We start from the raw sequence: 25,381 nt of genomic DNA on the forward strand, positions 1-25,381 counted from the left end.
CCATGCCATCGACCCGTCCCCCCACCGGCCCCGACGTGCCCACCCTGACGATGCAGACCCTCGACCGCTTCCACCACCTCCCGGAAGGCGGTCCCCTGGGCGCTTCCAGGGTATGGGGCGGTTTCCACATCAACCGGATCGAAGACTATCTCGCCCACCTGCCGTTTCCGCTGCCGCCGCACCGCAAGGCCTTCACCGACATGATCTTCCTCACCGGAGGCACTTCGGTCCGCTTCAAAGGGCTGACGAAATACACGTTCGGACCCGGCCAGCTCTTCGTACTTCCCGCCTACCAGATCACCGCCCACGAACATATGAGCCCGGACGCGCGGGGCTTCTATCTGCACTTCAACCCGGAGATGCTACGCGAGCGGGGCGTGGACGACCAGCGCTTTGCTATTCTAAACTTCACCATTCATCCGGTCGTGACGTTCCCCCCTGCCACCCGTCAGGCCGTGCTGCACCTCTTCGAGCGACTCGAAACGATCTACCAGACCCTCGATCCTCCCGACCTCGACCTGGTGACGGCCTACCTCGTCGCCCTCCTCTTCGAGGCCGATCGCTGCATGGATACGTGCACGACCCGGTACCGGAACGCCGCAGCCTACCTCACCCAGCGTTTCAAAGATGCGCTCTCCCGCCACATCTACGAACTCCATACGGTACAGGCCTATGCCGACCTGCTGGGCGTAACCCCGAACCACCTCAACAAATGCGTCCGCGCCACGCTAGGCCGCCCGGCCAAGAGCCTGATCCGGGAAATGATGGTGATGGAGGCCAAACACTTCCTCCGCCATTCGTCACTCCAGATCGCCGAGATCGCCTTCCGGCTCGGCGAACAATCGCCGAGCAATTTCGCCCGCTTCTTCAAGTCGGAGACCGGGCTGACCCCGCGCGAATACCGAGAATCGCTCACGTGAGTCCCATGTCCACCCTGCTTCGCTGCCCGATCCGGCTGGTTGATCTGTCGCTCCCCATCTCCGAGCGCATCCGGGAGCCGCTCCCTACCCGGATCGAGCGGGAGGATCATCGCACGGGCGCCCTCAACATGGCTCGGACCCTGCTGGGCGATGTCACGCCCGAAGCCTTCCCGGACGGCCTGGCCCTGGCCGGCGAGGTCCTGATGCTGACAGCCCATGCCGGCACCCACGTCGACGCGCCCTGGCACTACCATCCAACGGCCGGCGGCCGCCCCGCCCGCACCATCGACCAGCTTCCCCTTGACTGGTTCTTCCACGATGGGGTCGTGCTCGATTTCTCCGACCGGCCCGAGGGAACCTGTCTGGAACCAGAAGACCTCGAACACAAGCTGGATGCGATCGGCTATACGCTCAAACCCTTCGACATCGTGCTGCTCCGCTGCGATGCCGACAAACGGGCCTATGACCCCGACTACGTCCGCATTCACGTCGGCGTCTCCGCGGAGGCTACGCGCTGGCTCATCGACCGGGGCATCCGTGTGATGGGGACGGACGGCTGGGGATGGGACGTCCCGCTGCACCTGCAGGTCGAAGCCTACCGGCGTCGGCCGCGCCCGGGCGTGATCTGGGCCGCCCACTTCGTCGGGATCGAGGCCGAGTATTGCCAGATCGAGAAGCTGGCCAACCTCGACCATCTCCCTCCCTACGGGTTCATGGTGGCCTGCTTTCCGGTCAAGATCGAACGGGGAAGTGCCGGGTGGGCCCGGGTCGTCGCCCTCGTGCCCGAACAAGCAACGGATCTCCCTGCAACCCTATCGCCGCCCCCGGCGGGCTGATTATCGACCTTTCCACAACCCAACTACGTTCCGATCATGGCTCGCAACCCGCATTTTTTCTCCCAGCTGGCCCACGTCGAGGTACTGACCACCGACCTGAAAGCCTCCGTCGCGTTCTTCGAGGAGATCGTCGGCCTGGACGTCACCGGACATGGAGACGGTTCAGTCTACCTCCGTGCATGGGGCGACTATTTCCATCATTCTCTCAAACTGACCCAGGCTGACGCCCCCGGCCTGGGCCATCTCGGCTGGCGTGCCGACAGCCCGGAGGCCCTCGACGAGGTGGTAGCCCATATCGAAGCCCTGGGCCTGGGCGAGGGCTGGCATGAAGGAGAGCAGGGCCATGGACGAGCCTATCGGTTTCGCACGCCCAACGGACACGCCTGCGAGGTGTTCTGGGAGGTCACCTGGTTGCGTGAAACCGGTACGCGCGGGAGCGTCTTTGCCGACCGCTATGCGAGCAACCGGCGTCGTGGCGTGTGCCCCCGGCGCTTCGATCATGTAACGCTCAACACGGGCAACTATCCCGCCGACAAGACCTTCTGGAAAGGACTCGGCCTCAAAAACCCCGACGAGATCCGCATCAACGACGACCTGCCGCCGGTGGGAGGGCTCTTTACCGTGGGCAACCTTTCACACGATATCGCCATCTTCACGGATCCGGCCCTGCAACCTGGCGAGGGCGCTCTCAACCACGTCTGCTTCAACCTGGACAGCCGGGAGGAAGTGCTCCTGGCCTGCGACTGGTTCATCGAATGCGGCTACCGCCTCGCCATGGGCCCCGGGCGCCATCAGGCCGACGAGGGATTCTTCATCTACGTCGACGAGCCGGGCGGCAACCGGTTCGAGTTCTATGCCGGCGCACGGCTGGTTTTTGCACCCGACCACGGCCCCGACATCCACTACCTCAAGGACAACCCGAACGATGCCTGGGGCAACTACAACCCCTGGTCCGGCGATGGAACCTTCAAACCTGAGCACGGTAGCTTCCGGCGCCAGGAGTGAAACGTCATGCCCGCTCCCCTCTCGCCCCAGGACCGTGCCCTGACCCTGCTTGCGGTGTTGCTCGCCCTGTTCCTCGGGGCGCTCGACCAGACCATCGTGGCGACGGCCCTGCCGCGCATCGTCGAGGACCTCCAGGGCATGACGCGCTATGCCTGGGTGGCCACCACCTACCTGCTCGCCTCGACGGCCATGGTCCCGGTCTACGGCAAGCTGGCCGACATCATGAGCCGGCGGACGATCGAGCTCTGGACGATCGGCCTGTTCCTCGCCGGGTCGGCCCTGTGCGGCCTCGCCGGGGAGTTCGGAACACTCCCGGTGCTGGGCGACGGAATGAACCAGCTCATCGTCTTCCGGGCGGTGCAGGGCCTCGGAGCGGCCGGCCTCTTCGCCATGGCGTTCATCGTCATCGCCGACCTGTTCCCACCGGCCGAGCGGGGGCGCTACCAGGGGTTCGTGGGCGCCACGTTCGGCATCGCCAGCGTGCTCGGCCCGCTCCTGGGCGGGCTCTTCGCCGACCATGGCGACGCCCTGTTGCCCGGCGTAGCCGGCTGGCGATGGGTGTTCTACGTGAACCTCCCCTTCGGCCTCCTGGCCCTCTGGTTCGTCCTCCGGCATATGCCGCGACTGGAACCCGCCCACCGCGGGCGGCTCGACGTGGCCGGTGCCCTCCTCCTCGTGGGCGGGCTGGTCCCGTTCGTGCTGGCCCTCCAGATCGACAAGACGGCCCATCCCTGGACGAGCCCCTTCACGCTGGCCCTGCTGGGCGCGGCCGGCGTCCTGCTGCTCCTGTTCGTCTTGCGGACACGCCGCGCCGAGCACCCGCTGATCACCCTCGACCTGTTCCGCTGGCGCATCTTCGCCGCGTCTGTCGGCGCCGTCTTCTTCCACGGCGCCGGCTTCCTCGGCCTGACCATTTTTCTGCCCCTCTACGTGACGGGCGTGCTGGGCACGAGCGCCACGGCGGCCGGCACGACGCTCATCCCGCTCTCCCTGAGCATCGTCTTCGGCTCGACGGTGAGCGGCCAGATCGTCTCCCGTGTAGGGCGTTACAAGGCCTTCATGGTCGGCGGCGGCCTCGTCGTCATCGCCGGGATCGCCGGGCTGACGCAGCTCTCGACCACAACGCCCTTCTGGGCCGTCGTCGCCCTGATGATCATCTGCGGGCTGGGCCTGGGCCCCACGTTGCCGCTCTTTCCGCTGGCGGTGCAGAACGCCGTCGATGCGCGCCGACTGGGCCAGGCCACGAGCGCCATCCAGTTCTTCCGCCAGATCGGCGGGGTCGTCGGAACGGCCGCGCTGGGGACCGTCCTGGCCCTCACCCTCGTGAAAGCCCTCGGCCCGGACGTCTCCGTCCGCGTGGGCGAGGGGCTGGCCGGGACGCCGGCGGGACCACCGCCGGACGCGATCCGGGAGGTCTACGCCCTCGCCATCCGCCGCGTCTTCACGCTGGCGCTCCTGCTCGTCGCGACCGGCTGGGTGTTCACGCTGTTCGTGCCGGACCTGCCGCTCCGGAAGACGTTTTCCGAGCCCGCGGCGGCCTGAGTCGCCCGGGACCGTCACGCCTCACCGTGGAGCTCCTGCTCCGGACCGGACGGGGTGTGCGCACACCGGGCCGTTTTCCCGAAGTCACGCGGGACAAGGTGTTGCTTTCTGTCCGGAAATGCTATCTTGCCCCGGTTTGTCTCCCCCCGACCCAACCGGAGAGCGCATCGATGAGCGTGCTTGCAACCATCGACTGGATCGTGATCGCCGGATACTTCCTGGTCATCCTGGGCCTGGCCTGGTGGGTCATCCGGCAGAAGACGGACACGACGACCGACTATTTCCTCGCCGGCCGCCACCTGGGATGGCTTATCGTGGGGGCTTCCATCTTCGCCTCCAACATCGGCTCCGAGCATCTCGTGGGCCTGGCCGGCTCCGGCGCAACCGACGGTGTGGCGCTGGCCCACTACGAACTACACGCCTGGTGCCTGCTGGTGCTGGGCTGGGTCATGGTGCCCTTCTACATGCGCTCGAAGGTCTTCACCATGCCCGAATTCCTGGAGCGTCGCTTCTCGCCGCCGGCCCGGACCCTGCTGTCGCTCATTTCGCTCGTGGCCTACGTGCTGACCAAGATCGCCGTGGGCATCTTCGCCGGCGGGGTCGTCTTCAGCGTGCTGATGCCCGAGCTGCACTTCCTGGGCATGAACAGCTTCTGGCTGGGCTCGGTCCTGGTGATCGTCTTCACCGGGGTCTACACGGTGCTGGGGGGCCTGCGGGCGGTCGCCTACACCGAGGCCCTGCAGACACTCATCCTGGTGGGCGGCTCGTTCCTGGTGCTGGTCTACGGCCTGAAGGCCGTCGGCGGGTGGGAGCGGCTCTACGAGATCGCCGGCTCCGAGATGTTCGACCTCTGGAAGCCGCTCGTGCCGGCAGGCTTCACCCCCACCTGGGCCCCCGTCCTCGGCCCGGGCGAGATGGCCTGGTATTTCAACGACCAATATCCCTGGGTGGGCATGCTCTTCTGCGCCCCGATCATCGGCCTCTGGTACTGGACGACGGACCAGTACATCGTGCAGCGGGCGCTGGGAGCCCCCAACGAAACGGAGGCGCGGCGGGGAGCCATCGCGGCGGCTTTCCTGAAACTGCTGCCGGTCTTCATCTTCATCATCCCGGGCATCATCACGTTCGCGCTGGCCAAATCGGGTCAGGTACCGGCTTTTCAGGAGGCCCTCTTCAATGAACAGGGAGAGCTGGTGCGGGAGAACGCCCAGGCCGCCTTTCCCCTGCTGGTGGCCCACGTCCTGCCGGTCGGGGTGCGCGGGATCGTGGTCGCCGGCCTGCTGGCGGCGCTGATGAGCTCGCTCGCCGGGGTGTTCAACGCCTCCTCGACCCTTTTCACGATGGACTTCTACAGCCGTCTCCACCCGGGAGCCTCGGAACGACACCTGGTCTGGATGGGGCGGGTGGCCACGGTCGTGATGGTGCTGATCGGGCTGGCGTGGATCCCGGTCATTCAGGGAGGGCGCGGGCTCTACGACTACCTGCAGGGCGTGCAGGCGTACCTGGCCCCGCCCATCTTCGTGGTCTTCTTCCTCGGGGTGTTCAACAAACGCCTGAACCGGCACGGTTGCCTGGCCGCCCTGATCGTCGGGTTCGCGCTGGGCCTGTTCCGCCTGGCCGTCGACACTCCCGTCGCCCTGATCGACGGGTTCTCCTACCCGGAAGGCTCCTTCCTCTGGATCGTCAACAACATCTTCTTCCAGTATTACAGCCTGGGCATCTTCCTGATCTGCGTGCTCGTGATGGTCGCGGTCAGCTACCTGACGGCCCCGCCCGACTATGCGCAGATCGCGGGGCTGACCTACGGTACCCTCTCCGCCGAGGACCGGGCCAGCAGCCGGGCCAGCTGGAGCTGGGTCGACGTGGCGGCCTCCGCGCTCGTGCTGGCGATGATCCTGGCGGCCTACCTGTACTTTACCGGCTAGTCTCCGTCCCGGCTGCACCCATGGCCCTTCGCCTCGTCGAGTTCACGGCACCGGCTGGCTTCACCCTGCCGGCCGACGTCACCGACACCCACGGGATCGCCCACCAGAACCGGCTGCCCCTGGCTACCGGTGACGTCCTCGTCCGCATCCTCCTCGACGCCGACCGTGCCGAGGGCTTCACCGAATGGCTGCACGAAGAGGCCGGGCTGCGGCCGGACCACCGGATCGTGCTGCTGCCGGTCGAGGCAACGGTGCCACGCCTCGAGACGCCCGGCGAGCACGAGGCGCCACCGTCGAGCAGTCCCGGCCGCATCAGCCGGGACGAGCTCTACGAGGACGTCAACGATGCCGTCAGCGTGACCGGTGCCCACTACGCGCTGGTGGTGCTCTCGACCATCGTAGCCGCCGGGGGCATGCTGCGCGACAGCGTGGCCATCGTCATCGGTGCCATGGTCATCGCCCCGCTCATCGGTCCCAACATTGCGCTGGCGCTGGGTACCACCCTGGGCGATCGGGACCTGCTCGGCCGGGCGTTCCGGATCAACGTCCTCGGGTTGCTGCTGGGGCTGGCCCTGTCCGTCGGGGCCGGCCTGGTGTTCGAGGTGGACCTGCAGGCGGCCGAGATCGCCTCCCGCACGCAGGTACAACTGGGCGATCTGCTGCTGGCGCTGGCGGCGGGCGTAGCCGGGGCGCTGTCCATGACGCGCGGCTATCCCTCGGCCCTGATCGGGGTCATGGTGGCCGTGGCGCTGCTGCCGCCGCTGGTGGCCCTCGGCATGTTGCTCGGCGCGGGCCGGTGGGACGCCGCCTACGGGGCGGCCCTGCTGCTGCTGACCAACGTCGTCTCCATCAACCTGGCGGCCGTGGCGACCTTCCTCGTACAGGGCATCCGGCCGATGCGCTGGTTCGAGGCGGAACAGGCCAGGAAGGCGACCCGCCTCGCCATCGGGCTGTGGGTGCTCGCGCTGGCCCTGCTGGTGGCCGCCATCCTCCTGTCGCCGGACGTGAAGCTTCCGGCCGGGCGCTGAAGCCTCCCCGTCACGCCGTCGGCTCTCGGGCGCCTCCGCCGATTCCGTGCTCCAGGCCACGCAGCTCGGCCAGGCCGCGCAGCCGCCCGATGGCCGGATAGCCGGGGCTGGCGGGCTTGCGCAGGTCGTCGAGCAGGCGGTGGCCGTGGTCCGGCCGCATCGGCAGCGGGACGCCCGGCGTGCCGTCACGCACGCGCCGCCGCTCCTCCTCGACGAGGGCCCGCACGACGGCGTACATGTCCACCGCCCCCGCCAGGTGCTCGCTTTCGTGGAAGCTGCCGCCGGGCTCCCGCCGTATGTTGCGCAGGTGGACGAAGTGGATGCGGCGGCCGAAGCGGTGCACCATGCCGGGCAGGTCGTTCTCCGGGCGCACGCCGAGCGAGCCGGTGCAGAAGGTCAGCCCGTTGGCCGTCGTGTCGGCCGCCTGCAGCACGGCCGCAAGGTCGGCTTCGGTGCTGACGACGCGCGGCAGGCCCAGCAGCGGATACGGCGGGTCGTCCGGGTGGATCGCCAGGTGCACCCCCACCTCCTCCGCCACGTCCGCGACGGCCCGGAGGAAGTAGGCCAGGTTCGCCCGCAGTTCCCGCTCCCCGACCTCCCGGTACGCCGCGAGCGCGGCCCGGAAGGCCTCGAGGTCATAGGCGGCGTGCCCGCCCGGCAACCCGGCCAGGATCGTTCGCGCCAGGCGTTCGCGGCCGGCTCCGGTCAGGGCTTCGAAGTGGTCCCGCGCCGCCTGCCGCAGCGGTTCGTCGTAGTCGCGGGCGGCGCCGGGCCGGCGGAGGATGAACAGGTCGAAGGCGGCCAGCGCGACCCGGTCGAAGCGCAGCGCCAGCGCCCCGGTCGGCAACGGGAACGCCAGGTCGGTCCGCGTCCAGTCGAGCACCGGCATGAAGTTGTAGCAGACGATGCGTGGGCCGCAGGCGGCCAGGTTACGGAGCGTCTGCCGGTAGTTGTCGATGTACCGGTCGCGGTCCGGCCCGCCCGTCTTGATGGCCTCGTGCACGGGCACGCTCTCGACGACGACCCAGCGCAGCGGCGCATCGCCGGGCCCCTCCTCGATCTGCCGGCGGCGGGCCCGGATGGCCTCCACGGGCCACACCGCACCCGCGGGGATCTCGTGCAGGGCCGAGACGATCCCCACCGCCCCGGCCTGGCGGGCATCCGCCAGCGTCACCGGGTCGTCCGGACCGAACCATCGCCAGGAAGGTAACATGCCGTTGCGTGCTGGTGCGGGTCGCTACGGGCCTCACCGTAGCGACGCGGGTGGATAGTCCGCCGGGTCGAAGGACGGGGGCGGGTACTGCGGGCTCATGGCCTCGAGCGTGTCGACGAGCAGTCGCGCTACGACCAGGTTGCGGAACCAGCGTTTTTCGGCCGGCACGACGTACCACGGAGCTTCCGGCGTCGAGCACCGGTTCAGGGCCAGCTCATAGGCCCGCATGTAGTCGTCCCAGCGCTTGCGCTCCTCCAGGTCCTGCGGGTTGAACTTCCACCACTTATCCGGCCGTTCCAGCCGCCGGCGCAGGCGTTCGAGCTGGTAGTCCTTCGAGATGTGCAGGTACACCTTGACGACGCGCGTACCGTGGTCGTGCAGGAGACGTTCAAAAGCGTTGATGTGGTCGTACCGCTTCTCGATGAGCTCCGGCGGGACCAGGCCGTGCACGCGCACCACGAGCACATCTTCGTAGTGGGAGCGGTTGAAGATCCCGATGTGGCCCTTTGGCGGCACGCGCTGGTGCACCCGCCAGAGGAAGTCGCGGGCGAGTTCCTGCGGCGTCGGCTTCTTGAAGCCGTAGATGCGGCAGCCCTGGGGGTTGACCCCTTTCATGACGCTGCGGATCGTGCTGTCTTTGCCGCCCGTGTCCATGGCCTGCAGGACCAGCAGCAACGCCTGCCGGTCCTCGGCGTAGAGCCGTTCCTGGAGCGACGAGAGCCGTTCGCGCAGCGCCGAGAGCGTCGCCCGGGCCGCGTCCTTGTCGTCCATGCCCTGGGTGTCGTCGGAAGCGATCGAGGACAGCCGGAAGCCGCCACCGGGCGGCACACGGTAACGGTCGTAGTCGATGTCGAGAGGGTGTTCGTTCACGGCGGCGGCGCGGGTTCGTCGTGCGGGCGGGTCCGGCGGGAAGATAACCAAAAAGCCCGGCAGCGTCGAGCCGCCCACGCCGGGGGCCGACGCCCCCGTGACGACGGCAGGCGGCCGGCATTCGTGACGCATCCGTGCAGCTCACGACGCACGCGTGCAGTTGGGCCCATGCGCTGCATCCGAAACCCCGGTGCTCCGTTTACCCGGTAGCATGTGCCCCGCCGGAAACCATGAGCGGCGAATACGCCACAACCCCTTCCTTTGCAAGACCATAACGACCAAACATATGAAAGCGCGATACCTCTTCCTCGCCCTCACGAGCGCGTTCCTGATCCTGCCCGGCCTTTCACACGGCCAGGGCCGGCCGCAGGACGGCGCCGCTCGCGGCAGCATCGGCGGCACCGTCCTGGACGCCGAGACCGCCGAACCGATCGCTTCGGCGACCGTCGGCCTCTGGCGTGCGGCAGACTCCTCCCTCGTCACGGGGACGATCACCGAACAGGACGGGCGCTTCCGCCTCGAGGGCATCCGGAGCGGCCGGTACTATGTCACGGTCAGCTTCGTCGGGTACGCGACCGAAACGATCCCGGACGTCGCGGTCGAACCCGGCAACCTGCAGATCGACCTGGGTACGATCCGCCTGGTGACCGACACGCAGGTGCTGGACGAGGTGGAGGTCGCCGCCGAGCGGACCCCCATGCAGATCCAGATCGACCGGACCGTCTACAACGTGGCGGATGCACCCGTTGCGATCGGGGGGACGGCCACCAACGTGCTGGAGACGATCCCGTCGATCGACGTGGATGTGGACGGCAACATCAGCCTGCGCGGCAGCGGCAACGTGGCCGTGCTGATCAACGGCCGCCCGGCGCCGGTCAGTTCCGAATTCATCGCCGCCTACCTGCGCCAGCTCCCGGCCGGGTCGATTGACCGCGTCGAGGTGATCCCCAACCCCTCGGCCCGCTACGAGCCCGAGGGCATGGCCGGCATCATCAACATCGTGCTCAAACAGGAGGCCGAGCTCGGCCTGGGCGGCACCGTGGTCGCCGGCGGGGATTCCCGGGGAGGGTACAACGCAAGCGGGACGTTCACCTACGGCCGGGGCCCGCTGAACCTGGCGCTCACCTACGGCTTCCGCCAGGAAAAGGGCGGCGGGGGCGGCAGCAGCTTCCGCATCAACCGCTACACCGATCCGCTCACCTACTTCGACCAGGACGAGGACGAGAACGAGGACGAGACGTCTCACCTGGTCAGCCTCTCGGGCGATTACCAGCTCTCCGCCCGCACCACGCTCAACGCCTCGGCCCAGGCCGGCTTCCGGAACGAAACGCAGCAGGAGTTCACCAACTTCCTCGTGCTTGACGACGCGCAGAGCCCGTTCCAGCACAACCGCCGCCTGACGGTCGAAGGCCGGGAGGGCTGGAACGCGGACTTCCGCCTCGGCCTGACACACAGCTTCTCCGGCGTCTCCACGCGCCGGGCCGGCGGCGGCGGAGGAGGCGGCTTCCGGGGAGGCCGGTGGGGCGGCTTCGGCGGCCGGGGACCGGCCCCGTCGCCGGGCAATAACGGCTCCAGCCACACCCTCTCCATCGAAGCCCGCTTCGACGCCTCGGCCAACAACAACGAAGACCTGTTCACCGAACGCCTGGGCGACAGCGGCGACCTGCTCGAACGGCAAAACGCCTACACCGACCGCGAGGACCAGGAATTCTCCCTCCAGATCGACTACGTGCGCCCCCTGGGCCCCTTCCGCCTGGAGGCCGGCTACAAGGGCGACCTCGAGTCCCTGTACTCGGACCTGTACGCCGAAAGTGCCGAAGGCGAGGAGCCACTCACGCCGGACGAAGGCCTGATCAACACGTTCGACTACGACCAGCAGATCCACGCGGCCTACCTGCAACTCGCCCGCCAGTGGGGCGCCCTCGGCGTACAGGCCGGCCTCCGCGCCGAACTGGCCAACACCACCTTCACCCTGCAAAACACGAACGAGTCGTTCGACAACGACTACCAGAGCCTCTTCCCGAGCGCTTTCCTGACGTACAAAATCTCCGAAACCACCACGCTGAGGGCGAGCTACAGCCGCCGCATCAACCGGCCGCGCACCTGGTCCCTGAACCCGTTCCCCAGCTTCGACGACCCGCTCAACATCCGCGTGGGCAACCCGTCGCTGCAGCCCGAGTACATCGACGCCTTCGAGCTGGGCTACGTGCAGTTCACCCCCTGGGGCTCGTTCACCCTGACGCCCTACTACCGCCGGACGACCAACGTAATCCGCTTCTACCAGCAGGTACGTGACGACGGCGTGACGGTGCGCACGTTCGGCAACTTCGCCACGTCGAGCTCCTCCGGCGTCGAGCTGATCACCTCCCTGGACGCCCGGGCGCTGCTCGACGGGCTGAGCGGCTACGTCAGCTTCGAGGGCTTCCGCATGGTCACCGACGGCTCCAACGTCGATGCCACGTTCCAGAACAACGCCTTCGGCTGGGGCGGCCGCCTCAACCTGAGCTACGGCCTCGGCGACGTCTTCGGCCTCGGCGGCGACCTGGACCTGCAGGCGACGGTGCGCTACCGGGCCCCGATGGACACCGAGCAGGGGCGTATGGGCTCGTTCTCGTGGACCGACGTGGCCCTGCGACAGGAACTGCTCCGGGGCCGGGCCAGCCTCACCCTCCGCGCCCGCGACGTGCTCGGCACGGCCGGCTTCCGCGGCATCATCGACCAGCCGGACCTGTACAACGAGTTCACCCGTGAGTTCGGCGCACAATCCGTCGGGCTGACGTTCACCTACTCGTTCGGCCAGGCGGACCGGCAGAACCGTCGCCCCATGCAACGCCCGGAAGAGGGCGGGGGCGACTTCCAGCCCGTCGAGATGGATTGAGTTCCCCCGATGCATCGGGCGTGGTGCGTAGCCCGCGGCTGCTACGGGCTACGCACCACGACGGCCTCGACCAGCCCCCGGACGGCATTGCACACGTACACCCGCTCGGCCCGGCGCAGGTCCTCCGGACGCAACTCCCGCTCGACGATGCCGGGACGGGTATCCAGCAGGTAGGCGCGGTAGACGCCGGGCAACAGCCCCGCACGAAGGGGGGGCGTGCACAGGTGTCCGTCGTGCTCGACGAAGAGGTTGGTCCGCGTCCCCTCGGTGACGGCGCCGGCGGTGTTGATCAGGAGCACCTCGTCCAGCCCGGCCGCCAGCCCGGCCCGGTAGGCCCGCTCGTAGCGGTCCCGGCGTGTCGTCTTGTGGTAGAGGAGCGGGTCGGCGGGGTCGACGCGTTCGGTGGCGAAGCCCAGGCGCATCACCGCCGGCGCGTCGCCCAGGGGAGTCACCCCGGTGGTGAAGCGGCCCCGGCGATCCAGGGTGAGGCGCACCCGGTGCGGTGCGTCGAGGCCGGCCGTCGCCGCGTCGAGGGTGGCCTGGAACCGCTGCCGGTCGAACGGGAAGCCGAAGCGCTTCGCCGAGGCGGCCAGGCGCGCCGCGTGGTACGGGAGCAGGCGGATGCCCCCCTCCCACCGCATCGTTTCGATCAGGGCGAAGTCATCCGTCATCATCGAAGAGAAAGCGTGTCTTCAGCAGGCACTCGGCGTACTCGTCCTCCGCGTTCGAGTCCCAGACGATGCCGCTGCCCGTCCCCATGACGCCCGCGTCGCCCCGCAGCGTGATCGTGCGGATGGCCACGTTGAAGACCGCCTCGTCGCCGGGGGCGGCGTAGCCGATGGCCCCGCAGTAGACGCCGCGCGGACCGGGCTCCAGCGTGCGGATGTGCTGCATGGCCCGGAGCTTGGGTGCCCCCGTCACCGAGCCGCAGGGAAAGAGTGCCCGGAAGAGGCCGGCGTAGCCGGTGCCGGGCCGCAGCGTCCCCTCGACGGTCGAGGTCATCTGGATGAGCGTGGGATACGTCTCGATGGTGAAGAGCGCCGGCACGCGGACGCTCCCGGGGAGGCAGCACCGGGAGAGATCGTTCCGCAGCAGGTCCACGATCATCAGGTTCTCGGCCCGGCTCTTCTCGTCGTGCCGGAGCCGCTGCCGCAGGGCCTCATCCTCGTCCGCCGTGCGGCCCCGGCGGATGGTGCCCTTCATCGGGCGGGTGCGCACGAGGTCGCCGCGCCGCTCGAAGAAGAGCTCGGGGGAGCACGAGAGCACCAGGGCCTCCGCCAGGCGGATCCAGGCGCCGTAGCGGACGGGCTGCCGCCGGCGGCAGGCCGCGTAAAAGGCGCGGGCCGACCCCTCGAACCGGAAGCGGTACGGCCCGGTGAGGTTGATCTGGTAGACGTCCCCTTCCCGGATCAGCGCCCGGACGGCCGCGACCCGGCGAGCGTAGGCGCCGGGCGCGTAGGCGAAGCGGCCGTCGGAGACGCGGTACGGCGCCCGGTCGTCGAGCAGCGCCGCCACGGCACCGGCTCCGAGCACCGCGGGGGCACGATAGACGCCGAACCAGGCCAGCGGCAACGCGGCCGGCGGTTGCGGCGGGGCGGCCGCGCGCTCGAGCGCATACCCGGCCTCGTAACTCAGAAAGCCGGCCACGTACAGCCCCCGGGCCACCGCCGCGTCGATCCCGGCCAGCACCCGGTGCACCCCGGCCGGTGTCCGGGCCGAAAGCACCCGCACCGGATCGACGAACAGCAGTCCCCGGGCCGGCCCGTCCTCCGGCGCCGGCGCATCCAGCAGCACCGTGCCGGGCCGCAGCAACACCGCCCCGGGTTCGGCCGGAACCCCGGGCGCCTCCGCTATGAGCATGTCCCGTGCCATCGGCGCGGGCAACGAGCCGCCCGCCGATTTGATCCGCCGCCGGCAGGTCCCCGTCAAAAATCCTGCATTTCCTCGCCCCCGTTCGCCCGGCAATGCTTAACTTTATCCCCGCTATCCGTCGCCTTATCCGTGAATCCCCATGCCCGAACCCGCGAACCGCCCCCGCAAGATCGGCGTGCTCCGGGGGATGGAAACGACCTTCCCCGACGCCCTCATCCCCTACATCAACAGCGAATACGCCGGCCGGAACGTCGTGGCCGAGTTCGTCCTGATCGACACGGTCAAGATGGACGACGAGCCGGGTTACGACGTCATCCTGGACCGCATCTCGCACGAGGTGCCCTTCTACCGCTCCTACCTCAAATGGGCCGCGCTCAAGGGCACGTACATCGTCAACAACCCGTTCTGGTGGAGCGCCGACGACAAGTTCATCGACAACGTCATCGCCCGGCAGGCCGGGGTGGCCGTGCCCAAGAGCGTCATCCTGCCGCACCGGCAACACCCGCCCAACACGCAGGCCACCTCCTTCCGCAACCTGAAATACCCGGTGGACTGGGACGCCGTCTTCGACTACGTCGGCTTCCCCGCCTTCCTCAAACCCCACGACGGCGGCGGCTGGCGCGGCGTCACGAAGGTGAACAACCCGGACGAGTTCTTCACCGCCTACAACGCGTCGGGGGACGACTGCATGATGCTGCAGGAAGGCATCGCCTTCGAGCACTACTTCCGCTGCTATGGCGTCGGACGGCAGAAGGTGCACATCATGCCCTACAACCCGCTGGCCGAGCCGCACCGGCGCTATTACGACGTGCCCGAGGGACCCTACGACGAGCAGCTCCTTCAGAAGATCGAGCGCGACGTGCTGGCCCTCTGCAACGCGCTCGGCTATGACCTCAACACCGTCGAGTTCGCCGTACGGGACGGCATCCCCTACGCCATCGACTTCATGAACCCGGCACCGGATGCGGACTACCACTCCGTCGGCCACGACAACTTCGAGTGGATCGTCCGGGCGATGGCCGAATTCCTCGTCGAGAAAGCCACCGAGGAACGACGGCCCCGGCAATTCACCGCCAACGGGTTCCTCGAACCGGCGGTCTGACCGAAGCCCCGGCGGCGAGAGGCCGGCCGCCCCACCGGTCCCGGAACACGTCCCCCCCTGCCATGCATACCCGCCTGCAACCCGCCATCGACTACTACCACAGCCTGATCGCCCGCGACCTGCGCGCCGCAGAAGAGCAGCTCGACCTCCTCCGCACGCAACAGGCGGAACGGCGCGTGCTCTTCGGGGATCGACCGCTGGCCGGCTGCCTCCGCCCCACCTTCCTCACCGAAACGACCTACACCGAGGTGCAGGACACGGTCTACCTCATCCGGCAGGCCGTGTTGCGCATCGCAGCCGCCTTCTTCAACGACTACGACCGGCTGCGCAACGAACTCGGCATGCAGGAATGGGAAGTCGAGCTGGCTTCCATCCCCACGAACGTCATCCGCCTGGCGGCCACGGCCCGGATGGACTCGTTCATGACGACCGACTCGTTCAAGTTCGTCGAGATCAACGCCGAGGTCCCTGCCGGCATCGCCTACATCCATGAGCTGGCCCGGATCTTCCGCGACCTGCCCGTCTTCCGGGCCTTCGAGCAAAAATATCCCGTGCGCTTCGTCTCGCCGCTCGAACACACGTTTGCGGCCCTGATCCAGATCTACCACGAGCAGTTCGACGGCCGGGAAGAAAAGCCCACCTTCGCCATCGTGGACCACCTCGACGTGCCCACCGTCCACGAGTTCCGTCTCATCCAGGCCTACCTGCAGCGGCTCGGCTATGCCTGCGAGATCGCCGACCCGCGCACGCTCGCCTGCCGCGACGGCTGGATCTACGCCAACGGCCGGAAGATCGACATCCTCTACCGGCGGCTCCTGCTCAACGAGTTCTACGCCATGAAGGACGATTGCAAGGCGTTCCTGGAAGGCTACATGGCGCAGAAAACCTGCTACCTGAACTCGTTCCGCACGAAGATGGTGCACAAGAAGGCCATCTTCTCCTTCCTGACCGACGAGCGCTACACGCACGTGCTCACCGAGGAACAGCGCCGTGCCATCGACCGGCACATCCCGTGGACACGGCTGCTGCGCCCCATGAAAACGACGTTCCGGGGGCTCAAGATCGACCTCCTGGAGTTTGCCCGGAACAACCGGCAGTACTTCATCCTCAAGCCCAACGACGAGTACGGGGGCAAAGGCGTCACGCTCGGCTTCGCCGTCAGCCAGCCGGAATGGGACGCAGCCCTCGACGAAGCCCTCGACAACGATTATGTCGTGCAGGAATGCGTCGATATTCACCGGGAACCCTTTCTGATGAAAACCGAGAACGGCTGGGCGCCGGTGCCGGTGGTCATCGACCTGGATCCGTATGTCAACGGCCCCTCCGTCGGGGGATGCCTCACCCGGATCTCGACCTCGAACCTGGCCAACGTGACCGCCGGCGGGGGCACCCTTCCCCTGTTCATCCTCCGCTATGCCTGAACGTTTGCCGGCGTGCGGCGTAGTCTGAACGCACCACACCCCACGAACCCTGGACCAACCCGAATCCCGATGTCGACGCCGCAGACCCCCGTTCGCGTGGCCGTGCTCGACCTGTACGACAACGAGCCGAACGAAGGCATGCGGGCCATCCGCGAGATCCTGGCGGCCAGCGACCGGCGATACCACGGCGTGCCGGTGACGTTCGACGTCTTCGAGGCCCGCTACCGCGCCGAGGTGCCGGGGCTCGACTACGACGTGTACGTGTCCTCCGGCGGCCCCGGCAGCCCCTTCGACGGCGAGGGCAAACCGTGGGAAACCGCCTACTTCAACTGGCTGGAGCGCGTCTGGGCACACAACAGCGGCACGAAGGACTCGAAGAAGTACGTCTTCTTCATCTGCCACTCGTTCCAGATGATGTGCCGTTTCTTCGAGCTGGGGGAGGTCACGCAACGCCGCTCCCCCTCGTTCGGCATCCTGCCGGTCCACCTGACCGAGCAAGGGCGCAAGGACTGGCTCTTCGAAGGCCTGCCGGACCCCTTCTACGCCGCCGACTTCCGATCCTGGCAGGTGGTGCAGCCCCACCGGGAACGGCTTCGCCGGCTCGGGGCCCGTATCCTCGCCCTCGAAAAGATTCGCCCGCACGTGGACCTCGAGCGGGCCGTCATGGCGATCCGCGTTTCCGGGGAAATCGTGGGAACCCAGTTTCACCCGGAGGCCGACCCGCCCGGCATGACGAAGCACTTCCTCAAGCCGGAACGCCGGGCCTACGTGATCGAGCACCACGGCGAGGAGAAATACCGGCGTATCCTGCGGCGGCTGCAGGAGCCGAACGCGCTCACCCGCACCCACAACGCCGTCCTGCCCAACTTCATCCGGCATGCCGTCACGAACCTGCGCCCCGAGCAGGCCCTGCGCCGGGTGGCATGAGGAGGGGTTGAAAACGGGCAGGCCGGAGGCATGCGAACGTCATTGCCGGCCCACCCTGCCATCCGCCGCCGGGTCGCGCCGCAGAACCCCGCGCGCATGAAAGACCGCTTTTCCGCTTTCCCGGCACGCATCCGGCGCCGCGCGTTGCGGTGGCTGCTCGGCGGGCTGGTGCTGTGCCTGGGGGGATCGCTGCTGTGGCCGCCGCCGGTAACGCACCCGCGGGCGGTGCCGTCGGCCAGCCTGCAGGTGACGGACCGGACGGGAGGGCTGCTGCGCGAGCTGCGCCCGTGGGGCCGGAGCCGGCCCGTCGCGCTCGACGACGTCAGCCCGCATGTGGTGCCGGCGCTCCTCGCCGCCGAGGACCGGCGCTTCTACCGGCACGTCGGCATCGACCCCGCCGCCGTCCTGCGGGCCGCGTGGGCCAACCTCCGCGCGGGGCGCATCGTCAGCGGCGCCTCGACGCTCACGATGCAGGTGGCCCGCCTCCTGCGCACACGGCACGGGCGCTCCTGGACCGGCAAGCTCGCCGAAGCCCACCTGGCCCTCCGGCTGGAACTATACCTGACGAAAGACGAGATCCTCACACTCTGGCTCAACCGGGCTCCGTTCGGCAACGGCGCCACCGGCATCGAGGCGGCCGCGCAGACCTATTTCGCCAAACCGGCGCGGGACCTGACACCGGCCGAGGCGGCCTACCTCGTGGGCCTGCCGCAACGCCCGTCCGAGCTCGACCCCTTCCGCCACCCCGACCGGGCCCGCGCCCGGCAACGGTACGTCCTTCAGGCCATGGAACGCGAAGGCTTGCTGACGGCCGAGGAGCGAAGGCGCCTGTCCGCCCTGCCGGTAGGGCTGGTCACCCCGCAGGAGCGGTTCCGCGCCCCGCACCTGGTCGAGCACCTGGCCCACACCGCCACCGGCGACGTGGTCGAGATCCGCACCACCATCGACCCGCAGCTCCAGGCGACGGTCGAAGCGCTGGCGCGGGGGCACCTCGGGCGCCTCGGCACCCTCGGCGTCGGCAACGCGGCGGCCGTGGTGCTCGACAACCGGACGGGCGACGTGCTGGCCTACCTGGGCAGCGTCGACTTCTGGGACGAGCGGGCCGGCGGCCAGAACGACGGCGTGCGGATGCTTCGCCAGCCCGGCAGCGCCCTCAAGCCGTTCACCTATGCCCTGGCGCTCGCCTCCGGCCGCTACACCCCCGCCTCCATCCTGCCCGACATCGAGACGCCGATCCTGGAGGCCGGCGGGGCCTTCACGCCGGAGAATTACGACGAGCGGTACCACGGCCCGGTACCGCTGCGGCAGGCGCTCGCGTGCAGCTACAACGTCCCGGCCGTCCGGCTGGCCCGCGAGCTCGGCCCGCCGGCCCTGCTCGACCTTCTGCATGCCGCCGGCTTCACCTCGCTCGACCGCCCGCCGGAGCACTACGGCGTCGGGCTGACGCTCGGCAACGGCGAGGTACGCCTCATCGAGCTGGCCCGGGCCTATGCCGGGCTGGCCCGCGGCGGCAGCCTGCCCCCCCTCCGCTACGAGCACTGGCGCCGCACCGCCGCCGGCGACACGTTGCGCCCGGCCACGCCGCCCCCCGTGCCGGTAGGACTCGCCCCCCGGATCGTCTTCCTGATCACCGACATCCTGGCCGATCCCGAGGCACGGGCGCCCGCCTTCGGACGGGGCGGGCCGCTCGAACTGCCTTTCCCCTGCGCCGTCAAGACCGGCACCTCGAAAGACTACCGGGACAACTGGGCCGTCGGCTACACCCCTCGCCACACGGTGGCCGTCTGGGCCGGCAACTTCGACGGCCGCCCGATGCGGTGGGTCAGCGGCGTCACCGGAGCCGGCGCCCTGCTGAAGGCCATCTTCCTGGCCCTGGGTGACGGCGGAAACTTCACCCCGCCGCCGGACCTCGTGCGCGGGACGGTCTGTCCCCACAGCGGCGCCCGTCCCGCGCGGGCCTGCCCCACCCGGCGCACGGAATGGTTCGTCGAAGGCACCGTCCCGCAGGACACCTGCCGGGTGCACCGGCGCGTCCGCCTCGACCGGCGCACCGGCCTGCTCGCCGATGCCGGCACGCCGCCCGGGGACGTGGAGGAGAAGCTCTTCACCGTCTATCCGCCCCTGTTCCACCCCTGGATGCGGGCCAACCACCTTCCTTTCCCCCCCCGGATCACCGCCGCCGAGCGCCCCACCGCCGACACGACGCTGCACTACTCGGACCGCCTGCTCATCCAGTATCCGGAAGACGGCACCGTCTACCAGCTCGACCCCGTCCTGCGGCCCGCCTTCCAGCAGCTTCACCTGCGCGGAGCCACCGAACCCGGCCTGCTCGACGTCCACTGGCGCATCGACGGCCGGCGGCTGCCCGGAGACTACCGGACGGCCTCCTGGCCGCTCACACCGGGCCGGCACACGGTGGAGTTGCACGCCGTCACCCCGGAAGGCCTGCGCCTGCGCAGCCGCACCGCCCGCATCACCGTCTTCTCCTATCTCGAAGCCACCACATCCCGTTGAGCACACAACGGCACGCCCGAAAAGGCAGCCTTCGCTTTCCCGGCACGGCCCGGACAGGCGTCCCTACCCGATCTCGAACCACGCGTCCTCGAGGTCGATCCGGGTGTTTTGCATCGTGGCTTCGTGGGTTTTGATGGCGATGACGGCGGCCTCGTAGCCGCGCACGTAGTTCACGCTCGGCTCGAAGGGACCGAAGAAAAAGTTGTCCGTGAACTCTTTGAGTGCGTAGTAGAGCGTCGGTTCGACGCCGGGGATGGGATCCGTGGGCCCCAGGTCCTGCGCGTCGAGCTTCGTGGCGTTGGCCAGCAGGGCAATGCCTTCCTCCTTGTAGAACTTGTCCCGCCGGGCATAGACCTCCCAGCCGAGCATCGGGGCATCGACCTCCTTGAACATCCAGGCCTTGCTCTCCCGCATCAGAATGGTGCTGTCCTTGCCAAGGAAGACGTCGTAGGCATCATCGAACGAGCTGGTGAGCGTGGCGTCGTAGAGCATGTGGACGCCGTCGGGGAAGGCCAGGACGGCCTGGATCGTGTCCGGCACGCGGCGGCCGTCGTCCCAGAGCAGGATCTGGCCGAAGCCGGTGACCGAGACGGGCCGGGCGCCGTGGAACCACAGGGCGGTGTCGATCTGGTGGATGCCGATCTCGCCGGCCAGCCCGATGGAGACGTCGGCGTCCAGGCGCCAGTTCTGCTCGCGCTGGCGCTCGCGATTGGGCGAGGGACGGCGCCAGCTCTGCTTGGCGTGCCACTGCGCGCGGGCCATGGTCATGCGACCGAGGGCCCCGCCCCGGATGAACTTGGCCACGGAGAGGTACTGCGGATCCGCCCGGTACTGCTGCCCGACGTGGAAGATGAGGTCGGGGTGGGCGCGGGCGGCCCGGGCCATCGCCCGCGCGTCGTCGATCGTGGAGGCCATCGGGGCCTCGCAGTAGACGTGCTTGCCCGCTTCCAGGGCGGCCACGGCGATCTCGCGGTGCCGGTGCGTCGGGGTGGCGATGACGACGGCGTGGATGTCCGGATCGTCGAGGACGGCCCGGTAGTCGGCGACGAAGGCGGCCTCGGGCACCTCGCGGGCGGCCCGGCGCTGCATCACGTCGTACGTATCGCAGACGGTCTTGAGGGTGGCCTCGGGGATGCGCGCGAGCATGGCGGCGATCTCCCGTCCCCAGGCGCCGTAGCCGATGAGGCCGATGTTCATCACCTCGGCCCGCCGGTCCGCCGGAGCGAAGCGCCGGGGACGCTCGGCGGCAATCTCGGTGACGCCGGTGAGCCCGAAGAGCGTCGCCAGCGAGCTTTTCTTGAGGAAATGCCGCCGGCTCAGCTTTCTCGCCTCGGCGTTCGTCAGCGGCCCCGGGGAGCCGGCGGGTTCTTCAGCGTATCGCATGCTTCCGTGTTCGGGATAGTCGGTTCAAGGGTTCAGCGTGCCTGAGACGCGCGGCACGCCGCCGGGGGTTCCGGCGGCGACCACGAGGGCACGGGGGGGCGCTCCGGCGGCGTCGAGGCCCGCGGCCCCCTGCACGAGCAGGGCGGTCGAGAAGGCGTCGGCGTCCGTGGCGGACGGCATCACGACCGCGGCCAGCAGGGCGCCCGTCACCGGGCACCCGGTGCGGGGATCGAGGACGTGCCCGTAGACCTGCCCGTCGACCTCGAAGGCCCTGCCGGAAGGAGCCGAGACCGACAGCGCCTCGTCGTCGAGCGACACAACGGCGAGCACCTCCGGCAGCCCGGTGCCCCCTTCCGGGGCGGGGACGGCCACCTTCCACGCGCCTCCGTCGTCCGGGGCGCCGTAGGCGTAGACGGTGCTCGTGCCGCCGTGCAGGAAGGCGGCCGGCACCCCGGCTTCCTTCAGGAGCGTCACGGCCTCGTCCACCGCATAGCCCTTGCCGATGCCGCCGAGGTCCAGCGCCATGCCCGGCCGCCCGAAGGCGACCGCCCCGTCCTCGAGCACGACCCGGTGCAGGCCGGTGCAGCGCCGGGCCTCCTCCAGGGCCGCCCGCGCCGGGCGACGCCCCTCACCGGTGGCGAACCCCCAGCAACGCATCAGCGGCGCCACCGTGGGGTCGAACGCCCCGCCGGTGGCCTCCCAGAGCCGGCGCACGCGCTCGAGCAACCGGTAGAGCCGGGGCTCCAGGCGGACGGCCTGCCGCCCGGCCAGCGCATTGACGCGGCTGATCTCGCTGCGCGGGTCGTAGAAGCTGAGCTGCCGCTCCAGCCGCCGGATCTCCGCCAGCGCCTCCTCGCCCGCGGCCCGCAGGCGCACCGGATCGTCGCCGGCCAGCACCAGCTCGAACCGCGTCGCCATCGCCTGCACGGCCAGCCGCACCACGGGCCTCACCTCCGGCCAAAAGGAGATCGTCAGGCGTCGAGCGTGCCGTAGGTGATCGGAGCGAACTCCTTCCCGCTGCCGTTCGTGATCTTACGGGTGTGCTCGTCGAAGTAGAGCATCTCGCCGAGGCGTTCGGACATCTCCGCCAGCGAGATGATCGTCTGCGCCCGGATGGCTACCTCGATGTTGCCGTTCGGCTCCCGGTCATTGCGGATGCTGTCGAAGAAGTCGAGGATGTGGGCGGGCACCTCCACCCCCGGCTCGATGTTGTCGAAACGCTCGGGGTCGATGAGGTCGGCATAGGGCCGCTCGGGCCGCAGCTCCAGCGTGTTGCCGGAGAAGTAGAGCGTGGCCTCGTGGCCGCGGATGACCTGCCCGAGCCCCTGTTCGTTGACGGTCGAGCCGATGACCAGCATGGAATAGCCGCTGGGGAATTCGACGATCACCTGGGTGTTGTCGGTGACGTCCCGGTCGTCCGGCCCGAGCATGTCGAGCGTGACGCGGCGCGTGCCCAGGCAGGCCACCCGGCGGGGAAACTCGGGGTTGCCGGTGGCGATCAGCAGCGGGTGGATGCGGTGCGCGAGCAGGTCGCCCAGGATGCCGCAGCAGTAAGGATAGTATTTCCGCCAGCGGTGGTAGTGTTCGGGGTTGAAGGGGCGCTCCGGCACCGGCCCGAGCCACTTCTTCCAGTCGATGGTGACGCCGGGCTGCAACTCGGGCTCGATCTGGTAGTAGTTCCACTCGCCCTCGGGGGTGTTGCGCGTGTAGGAGTCCTGGGCCAGCACGAGCGGGCCGATCCGGCCGGCCCGGATGAGCTCGGCTGCCCGGTGCCATTTGCCCTCGGTGCAGTACTGCGAGCCGATCTGGAACTTGAGGCCAGTCCGCTTGACGGCCTCATAGACCCGGAAGGCCTCGTCCAGATACCGGGTCATCGGCTTTTCACAGTAGACGTGCTTGCCGGATTCGAGCGCGTCGATGGCGATCTGGGCGTGCCAGTGGTCGACGGTGCCGATGAAGACGACGTCGATGTCCTGCCGATCGAGCAGCTCACGATAGTCCTCGTAGACCTGCACCGGCGCGGTGCGACCCTCGGCGGCACGGGCGGCATCCAGCGCAGCAAAGGCCCGATCGCGGCGCTTGGAGAACACATCCGCAGCGGCCACCCCGGCCGCATTGTACACGTAGTCGTGCCGCTTCTCGCCCTCGTCGTTCCGGTTGATGACGCTCTGCAGGTGGGCGTAGTAGCCCTGCCCGCCGACGCCGATGAACCCGACGTTGATGCGCTCGTTGGCGCCCAGCACGGACGGCGGCGGCGGCGCTGCCTGCGGGCGCTCCCGCGTCACCTCTTCGGCAACCTTCGGCGAACACCCGGCCATCACGGCCGTGGCCGCCAGCGCACTTTTCTTCAAAAACTCGCGACGCGACGTCCCGGTGGCCTGATAACGCTTTCTTCTGTGCTTCATGACCTCCCAATGCCTGTTTGGGTGAATCACGCGAAGAGAAACCCGCCCTTCGCGCAGCGGAAACGAACCGGGCCGGCGGAACCGATCGGGAAACCTCGCTTTCACAAGCAGCGTCCTTCGGTCACCCCGGGCCCGGCCGCACAATTTCGTTTATTTTGACGAAAATGTCAGGGTCCGCGCTTATTTTTTGCCCCGACCGGCCTTCCCAATGTAATCGATCTCATTCCCATGCGTTCGATCCCCATGTCCTTCGTCTCCGTTCTCGTCCTGACGGCCGTCCTCGTGGCGAGCCTTCCGGCAACGACCGCACAGGCCCAGACCGCAGCGCTCGTCGTCCAGCCGGAGAGCCGCCTCTGGGTCGAAGGTACCTCTAACCAGAAGAAAAACTGGCAGGCAACGGCAAGCGAGCTTTCCGGGCAGGTTCGCCTCGGAGAAGCCGCCGGGCCGGCCCCGGCGCTCGCAGCCGTCGAGGTCACCATCCCTTCGGAAAAGCTGGAGGGCGAGGCCTCGGCCGGTAAGTTCATCATGAACCGGCTCATCCGCGAGGCGCTGAAGGTGGACGCGCACCCGCAGATCACCTACCGCCTCACGGCCGCCGAACCGGGGACCGCCGCGAATACCCTGCACACGACCGGCACGCTGACCCTCGCCGGCATCGCAAAAGAGATCACCATGGAGGTGACCTGGGAACGACTCGACGACGGCCGCCTGCGCTTCACCGGCAGCCATACGCTTTCGATGCCGGACTACCAGATCGACCCGCCCTCCGTACGCACCCTGGGCTACCACGTGGGTCCGGAGGTGACCGTCCACTTCGACCTCGTCGTCGGCCCCGGCTCGTGACGCCCGGGCGGGCCTCCCCCGCTAGGGAATCACATACAGCACGACGGCGAAGAAGTGGCAGGCGCTGCCCGTGAGCACGAACAGGTGCCAGATGGTGTGATGGTACGGCAGGCGGTGCCAGGCATAAAACACCACCCCCAGGGTATAGGCCAGCCCGCCGGCCACCACCAGCACGACCCCGGACAACGGCAGGGCAGCCGTGATGGGACCGAGGTAGAACACGGCCAGCCATCCCATCAGCAGGTAGAACACAACCGAAAACCACCGGTACCGCCGTCGCGAGAACAGCTTGTAGAGGATACCTGCCAGGGCCAGGCCCCAGATCAGGCAGAACAGTACCCAGCCCCGGTCGTCCCGGAGCGTGACGAGCGTGAACGGCGTGTAGGACCCGGCAATGAGCACGTAGATGCCGATGTGATCGAGCAACCGAAAGAGGTTCTTGAGCCGGGGCCGGCGAACCCCGTGATAGAGCGTGGAGGCCGTGTACAGGAAAACGAGGGCCCCACCGTAGATGAGGCTGCTGGCAACAGACCGGCCGTCCCCGTGCCCGAACGCCTGCCCCGCCAGCCAGACCAGGCCGAACAGGCTCAGCACCGCGCCCACCGCATGGGTAAGGCTGTTGAACAGTTCCTCACGGTCCACCTGCAAATTCCCTGCACGCCACATGACCAGAACACCCGGATCAACTTCATTCCTT

At 68.6% G+C, this 25,381-nt stretch carries 20 protein-coding genes; 12 read left to right on the forward strand and 8 right to left on the reverse strand.

The window, feature by feature from the left end; translation table 11 throughout:
* The first annotated feature begins 2 nt into the window (after positions 1-2).
* The 6 genes from GQ464_RS00180 (at position 3) to GQ464_RS00205 (ending at position 7,256) form a co-directional block, all read left to right on the forward strand.
* Positions 3-920, forward strand: a complete 918-nt coding sequence (locus GQ464_RS00180) for a helix-turn-helix domain-containing protein (protein WP_166975166.1) — start codon at positions 3-5, stop codon at positions 918-920.
* Between the two features lie 29 nt (positions 921-949).
* Positions 950-1,756, forward strand: a complete 807-nt coding sequence (locus tag GQ464_RS00185) for a cyclase family protein (RefSeq protein WP_166975362.1) — start codon at positions 950-952, stop codon at positions 1,754-1,756.
* Between the two features lie 36 nt (positions 1,757-1,792).
* Positions 1,793-2,761, forward strand: coding sequence for a VOC family protein (locus GQ464_RS00190; RefSeq protein ID WP_166975169.1), 969 nt, complete (start codon positions 1,793-1,795; stop codon positions 2,759-2,761).
* Between the two features lie 6 nt (positions 2,762-2,767).
* Positions 2,768-4,303, forward strand: coding sequence for an MDR family MFS transporter (locus tag GQ464_RS00195; RefSeq protein WP_166975172.1), 1,536 nt, complete (start codon positions 2,768-2,770; stop codon positions 4,301-4,303).
* A gap of 170 nt (positions 4,304-4,473) precedes the next feature.
* The gene (locus tag GQ464_RS00200; RefSeq protein ID WP_166975175.1) at positions 4,474-6,228 is read left to right on the forward strand and encodes a sodium:solute symporter; all 1,755 of its coding nucleotides are present in this window, start codon (positions 4,474-4,476) and stop codon (positions 6,226-6,228) included.
* Between the two features lie 20 nt (positions 6,229-6,248).
* Positions 6,249-7,256, forward strand: a complete 1,008-nt coding sequence (locus GQ464_RS00205; RefSeq protein ID WP_166975178.1) for a TIGR00341 family protein — start codon at positions 6,249-6,251, stop codon at positions 7,254-7,256.
* Positions 7,257-7,266: 10 nt separating this feature from the next.
* On the opposite strand, the gene uxuA is transcribed toward GQ464_RS00205, so the two are convergent.
* Both uxuA and GQ464_RS00215 read right to left on the reverse strand, forming a co-directional pair.
* Complete coding sequence (gene uxuA / locus GQ464_RS00210; protein WP_166975181.1) at positions 7,267-8,469, reverse strand: mannonate dehydratase; 1,203 nt, start codon at positions 8,467-8,469, stop codon at positions 7,267-7,269.
* A gap of 33 nt (positions 8,470-8,502) precedes the next feature.
* Complete coding sequence (locus GQ464_RS00215) at positions 8,503-9,339, reverse strand: polyphosphate kinase 2 family protein (RefSeq protein WP_228350457.1); 837 nt, start codon at positions 9,337-9,339, stop codon at positions 8,503-8,505.
* A gap of 286 nt (positions 9,340-9,625) precedes the next feature.
* Here GQ464_RS00215 and GQ464_RS00220 point away from each other — a divergent pair, with 286 nt between their 5' ends.
* Positions 9,626-12,217 carry a TonB-dependent receptor domain-containing protein gene (locus GQ464_RS00220; RefSeq protein ID WP_166975187.1) on the forward strand — a complete coding sequence of 864 codons (2,592 nt, stop codon included), beginning with the start codon at positions 9,626-9,628 and terminating at the stop codon, positions 12,215-12,217.
* Between the two features lie 41 nt (positions 12,218-12,258).
* Here the strand turns inward: GQ464_RS00220 and GQ464_RS00225 are convergent, their stop codons facing one another.
* Both GQ464_RS00225 and pabB read right to left on the reverse strand, forming a co-directional pair.
* The gene (locus GQ464_RS00225) at positions 12,259-12,891 is read right to left on the reverse strand and encodes an aminotransferase class IV (protein WP_228350458.1); all 633 of its coding nucleotides are present in this window, start codon (positions 12,889-12,891) and stop codon (positions 12,259-12,261) included.
* Positions 12,878-14,077: an aminodeoxychorismate synthase component I gene (pabB, locus tag GQ464_RS00230; protein ID WP_228350459.1), complete on the reverse strand. Its 1,200-nt coding sequence runs from the start codon at positions 14,075-14,077 to the stop codon at positions 12,878-12,880. The genes GQ464_RS00225 and pabB overlap by 14 nt, the downstream gene beginning before the upstream one ends.
* A 151-nt stretch (positions 14,078-14,228) precedes the next feature.
* On the opposite strand from pabB, the gene GQ464_RS00235 reads away from it, so the two are divergent.
* From GQ464_RS00235 to pbpC, 4 genes are all read left to right on the forward strand, one after another.
* Positions 14,229-15,191, forward strand: a complete 963-nt coding sequence (locus tag GQ464_RS00235) for an ATP-grasp domain-containing protein (RefSeq protein WP_166975189.1) — start codon at positions 14,229-14,231, stop codon at positions 15,189-15,191.
* Between the two features lie 62 nt (positions 15,192-15,253).
* The gene (locus GQ464_RS00240; RefSeq protein ID WP_166975192.1) at positions 15,254-16,612 is read left to right on the forward strand and encodes a hypothetical protein; all 1,359 of its coding nucleotides are present in this window, start codon (positions 15,254-15,256) and stop codon (positions 16,610-16,612) included.
* 69 nt (positions 16,613-16,681) lie between these two features.
* A complete protein-coding gene (locus tag GQ464_RS00245; RefSeq protein ID WP_166975195.1) occupies positions 16,682-17,539 on the forward strand; it encodes a type 1 glutamine amidotransferase in 858 nt (285 codons plus the stop codon).
* Between the two features lie 96 nt (positions 17,540-17,635).
* The gene (gene pbpC, locus GQ464_RS00250; protein ID WP_166975198.1) at positions 17,636-20,053 is read left to right on the forward strand and encodes a penicillin-binding protein 1C; all 2,418 of its coding nucleotides are present in this window, start codon (positions 17,636-17,638) and stop codon (positions 20,051-20,053) included.
* Between the two features lie 63 nt (positions 20,054-20,116).
* Here pbpC and GQ464_RS00255 read toward each other — a convergent pair whose 3' ends face one another.
* Genes GQ464_RS00255 through GQ464_RS00265 form a run of 3 tightly spaced genes read right to left on the reverse strand, consistent with a single transcriptional unit; the run spans position 20,117 to position 23,841 of the window.
* Entirely contained in the window at positions 20,117-21,436 is a 1,320-nt protein-coding gene (locus tag GQ464_RS00255) for a Gfo/Idh/MocA family protein (protein ID WP_166975201.1), read from the reverse strand.
* 24 nt (positions 21,437-21,460) lie between these two features.
* Positions 21,461-22,378, reverse strand: coding sequence for an FAD:protein FMN transferase (locus GQ464_RS00260; RefSeq protein WP_228350460.1), 918 nt, complete (start codon positions 22,376-22,378; stop codon positions 21,461-21,463).
* Between the two features lie 29 nt (positions 22,379-22,407).
* Positions 22,408-23,841, reverse strand: a complete 1,434-nt coding sequence (locus GQ464_RS00265; protein WP_166975206.1) for a Gfo/Idh/MocA family protein — start codon at positions 23,839-23,841, stop codon at positions 22,408-22,410.
* A gap of 228 nt (positions 23,842-24,069) precedes the next feature.
* Between GQ464_RS00265 and GQ464_RS00270 the strand changes: the two genes are divergently transcribed.
* Positions 24,070-24,684 (forward strand): YceI family protein, encoded by a 615-nt coding sequence (locus GQ464_RS00270; RefSeq protein WP_166975209.1) that lies wholly within the window; start codon positions 24,070-24,072, stop codon positions 24,682-24,684.
* A 21-nt stretch (positions 24,685-24,705) separates the two neighbouring features.
* Here GQ464_RS00270 and trhA read toward each other — a convergent pair whose 3' ends face one another.
* A complete protein-coding gene (trhA, locus tag GQ464_RS00275; RefSeq protein WP_166975212.1) occupies positions 24,706-25,350 on the reverse strand; it encodes a PAQR family membrane homeostasis protein TrhA in 645 nt (214 codons plus the stop codon).
* Positions 25,351-25,381: the final 31 nt, after the last annotated feature.

Origin of the sequence: Rhodocaloribacter litoris (genome assembly GCF_011682235.2) — a bacterium.
GTDB lineage: Bacteria > Bacteroidota > Rhodothermia > Rhodothermales > ISCAR-4553 > Rhodocaloribacter > Rhodocaloribacter litoris.

Coding starts and splice junctions, on each gene's coding strand:
- GQ464_RS00180 (WP_166975166.1), top strand. CDS start 3: ATGCCATCGACCCGTCCCCCCACCGGCCCCGACGTGCCCACCCTGACG.
- GQ464_RS00190 (WP_166975169.1), top strand. CDS start 1,793: ATGGCTCGCAACCCGCATTTTTTCTCCCAGCTGGCCCACGTCGAGGTA.
- GQ464_RS00195 (WP_166975172.1), top strand. CDS start 2,768: ATGCCCGCTCCCCTCTCGCCCCAGGACCGTGCCCTGACCCTGCTTGCG.
- GQ464_RS00200 (WP_166975175.1), top strand. CDS start 4,474: ATGAGCGTGCTTGCAACCATCGACTGGATCGTGATCGCCGGATACTTC.
- GQ464_RS00205 (WP_166975178.1), top strand. CDS start 6,249: ATGGCCCTTCGCCTCGTCGAGTTCACGGCACCGGCTGGCTTCACCCTG.
- uxuA (WP_166975181.1), bottom strand. CDS start 8,469: ATGTTACCTTCCTGGCGATGGTTCGGTCCGGACGACCCGGTGACGCTG.
- GQ464_RS00220 (WP_166975187.1), top strand. CDS start 9,626: ATGAAAGCGCGATACCTCTTCCTCGCCCTCACGAGCGCGTTCCTGATC.
- GQ464_RS00225 (WP_228350458.1), bottom strand. CDS start 12,891: ATGATGACGGATGACTTCGCCCTGATCGAAACGATGCGGTGGGAGGGG.
- pabB (WP_228350459.1), bottom strand. CDS start 14,077: ATGCTCATAGCGGAGGCGCCCGGGGTTCCGGCCGAACCCGGGGCGGTG.
- GQ464_RS00235 (WP_166975189.1), top strand. CDS start 14,229: ATGCCCGAACCCGCGAACCGCCCCCGCAAGATCGGCGTGCTCCGGGGG.
- GQ464_RS00240 (WP_166975192.1), top strand. CDS start 15,254: ATGCATACCCGCCTGCAACCCGCCATCGACTACTACCACAGCCTGATC.
- GQ464_RS00245 (WP_166975195.1), top strand. CDS start 16,682: ATGTCGACGCCGCAGACCCCCGTTCGCGTGGCCGTGCTCGACCTGTAC.
- pbpC (WP_166975198.1), top strand. CDS start 17,636: ATGAAAGACCGCTTTTCCGCTTTCCCGGCACGCATCCGGCGCCGCGCG.
- GQ464_RS00255 (WP_166975201.1), bottom strand. CDS start 21,436: ATGCGATACGCTGAAGAACCCGCCGGCTCCCCGGGGCCGCTGACGAAC.
- GQ464_RS00265 (WP_166975206.1), bottom strand. CDS start 23,841: ATGAAGCACAGAAGAAAGCGTTATCAGGCCACCGGGACGTCGCGTCGC.
- GQ464_RS00270 (WP_166975209.1), top strand. CDS start 24,070: ATGCGTTCGATCCCCATGTCCTTCGTCTCCGTTCTCGTCCTGACGGCC.
- trhA (WP_166975212.1), bottom strand. CDS start 25,350: ATGTGGCGTGCAGGGAATTTGCAGGTGGACCGTGAGGAACTGTTCAAC.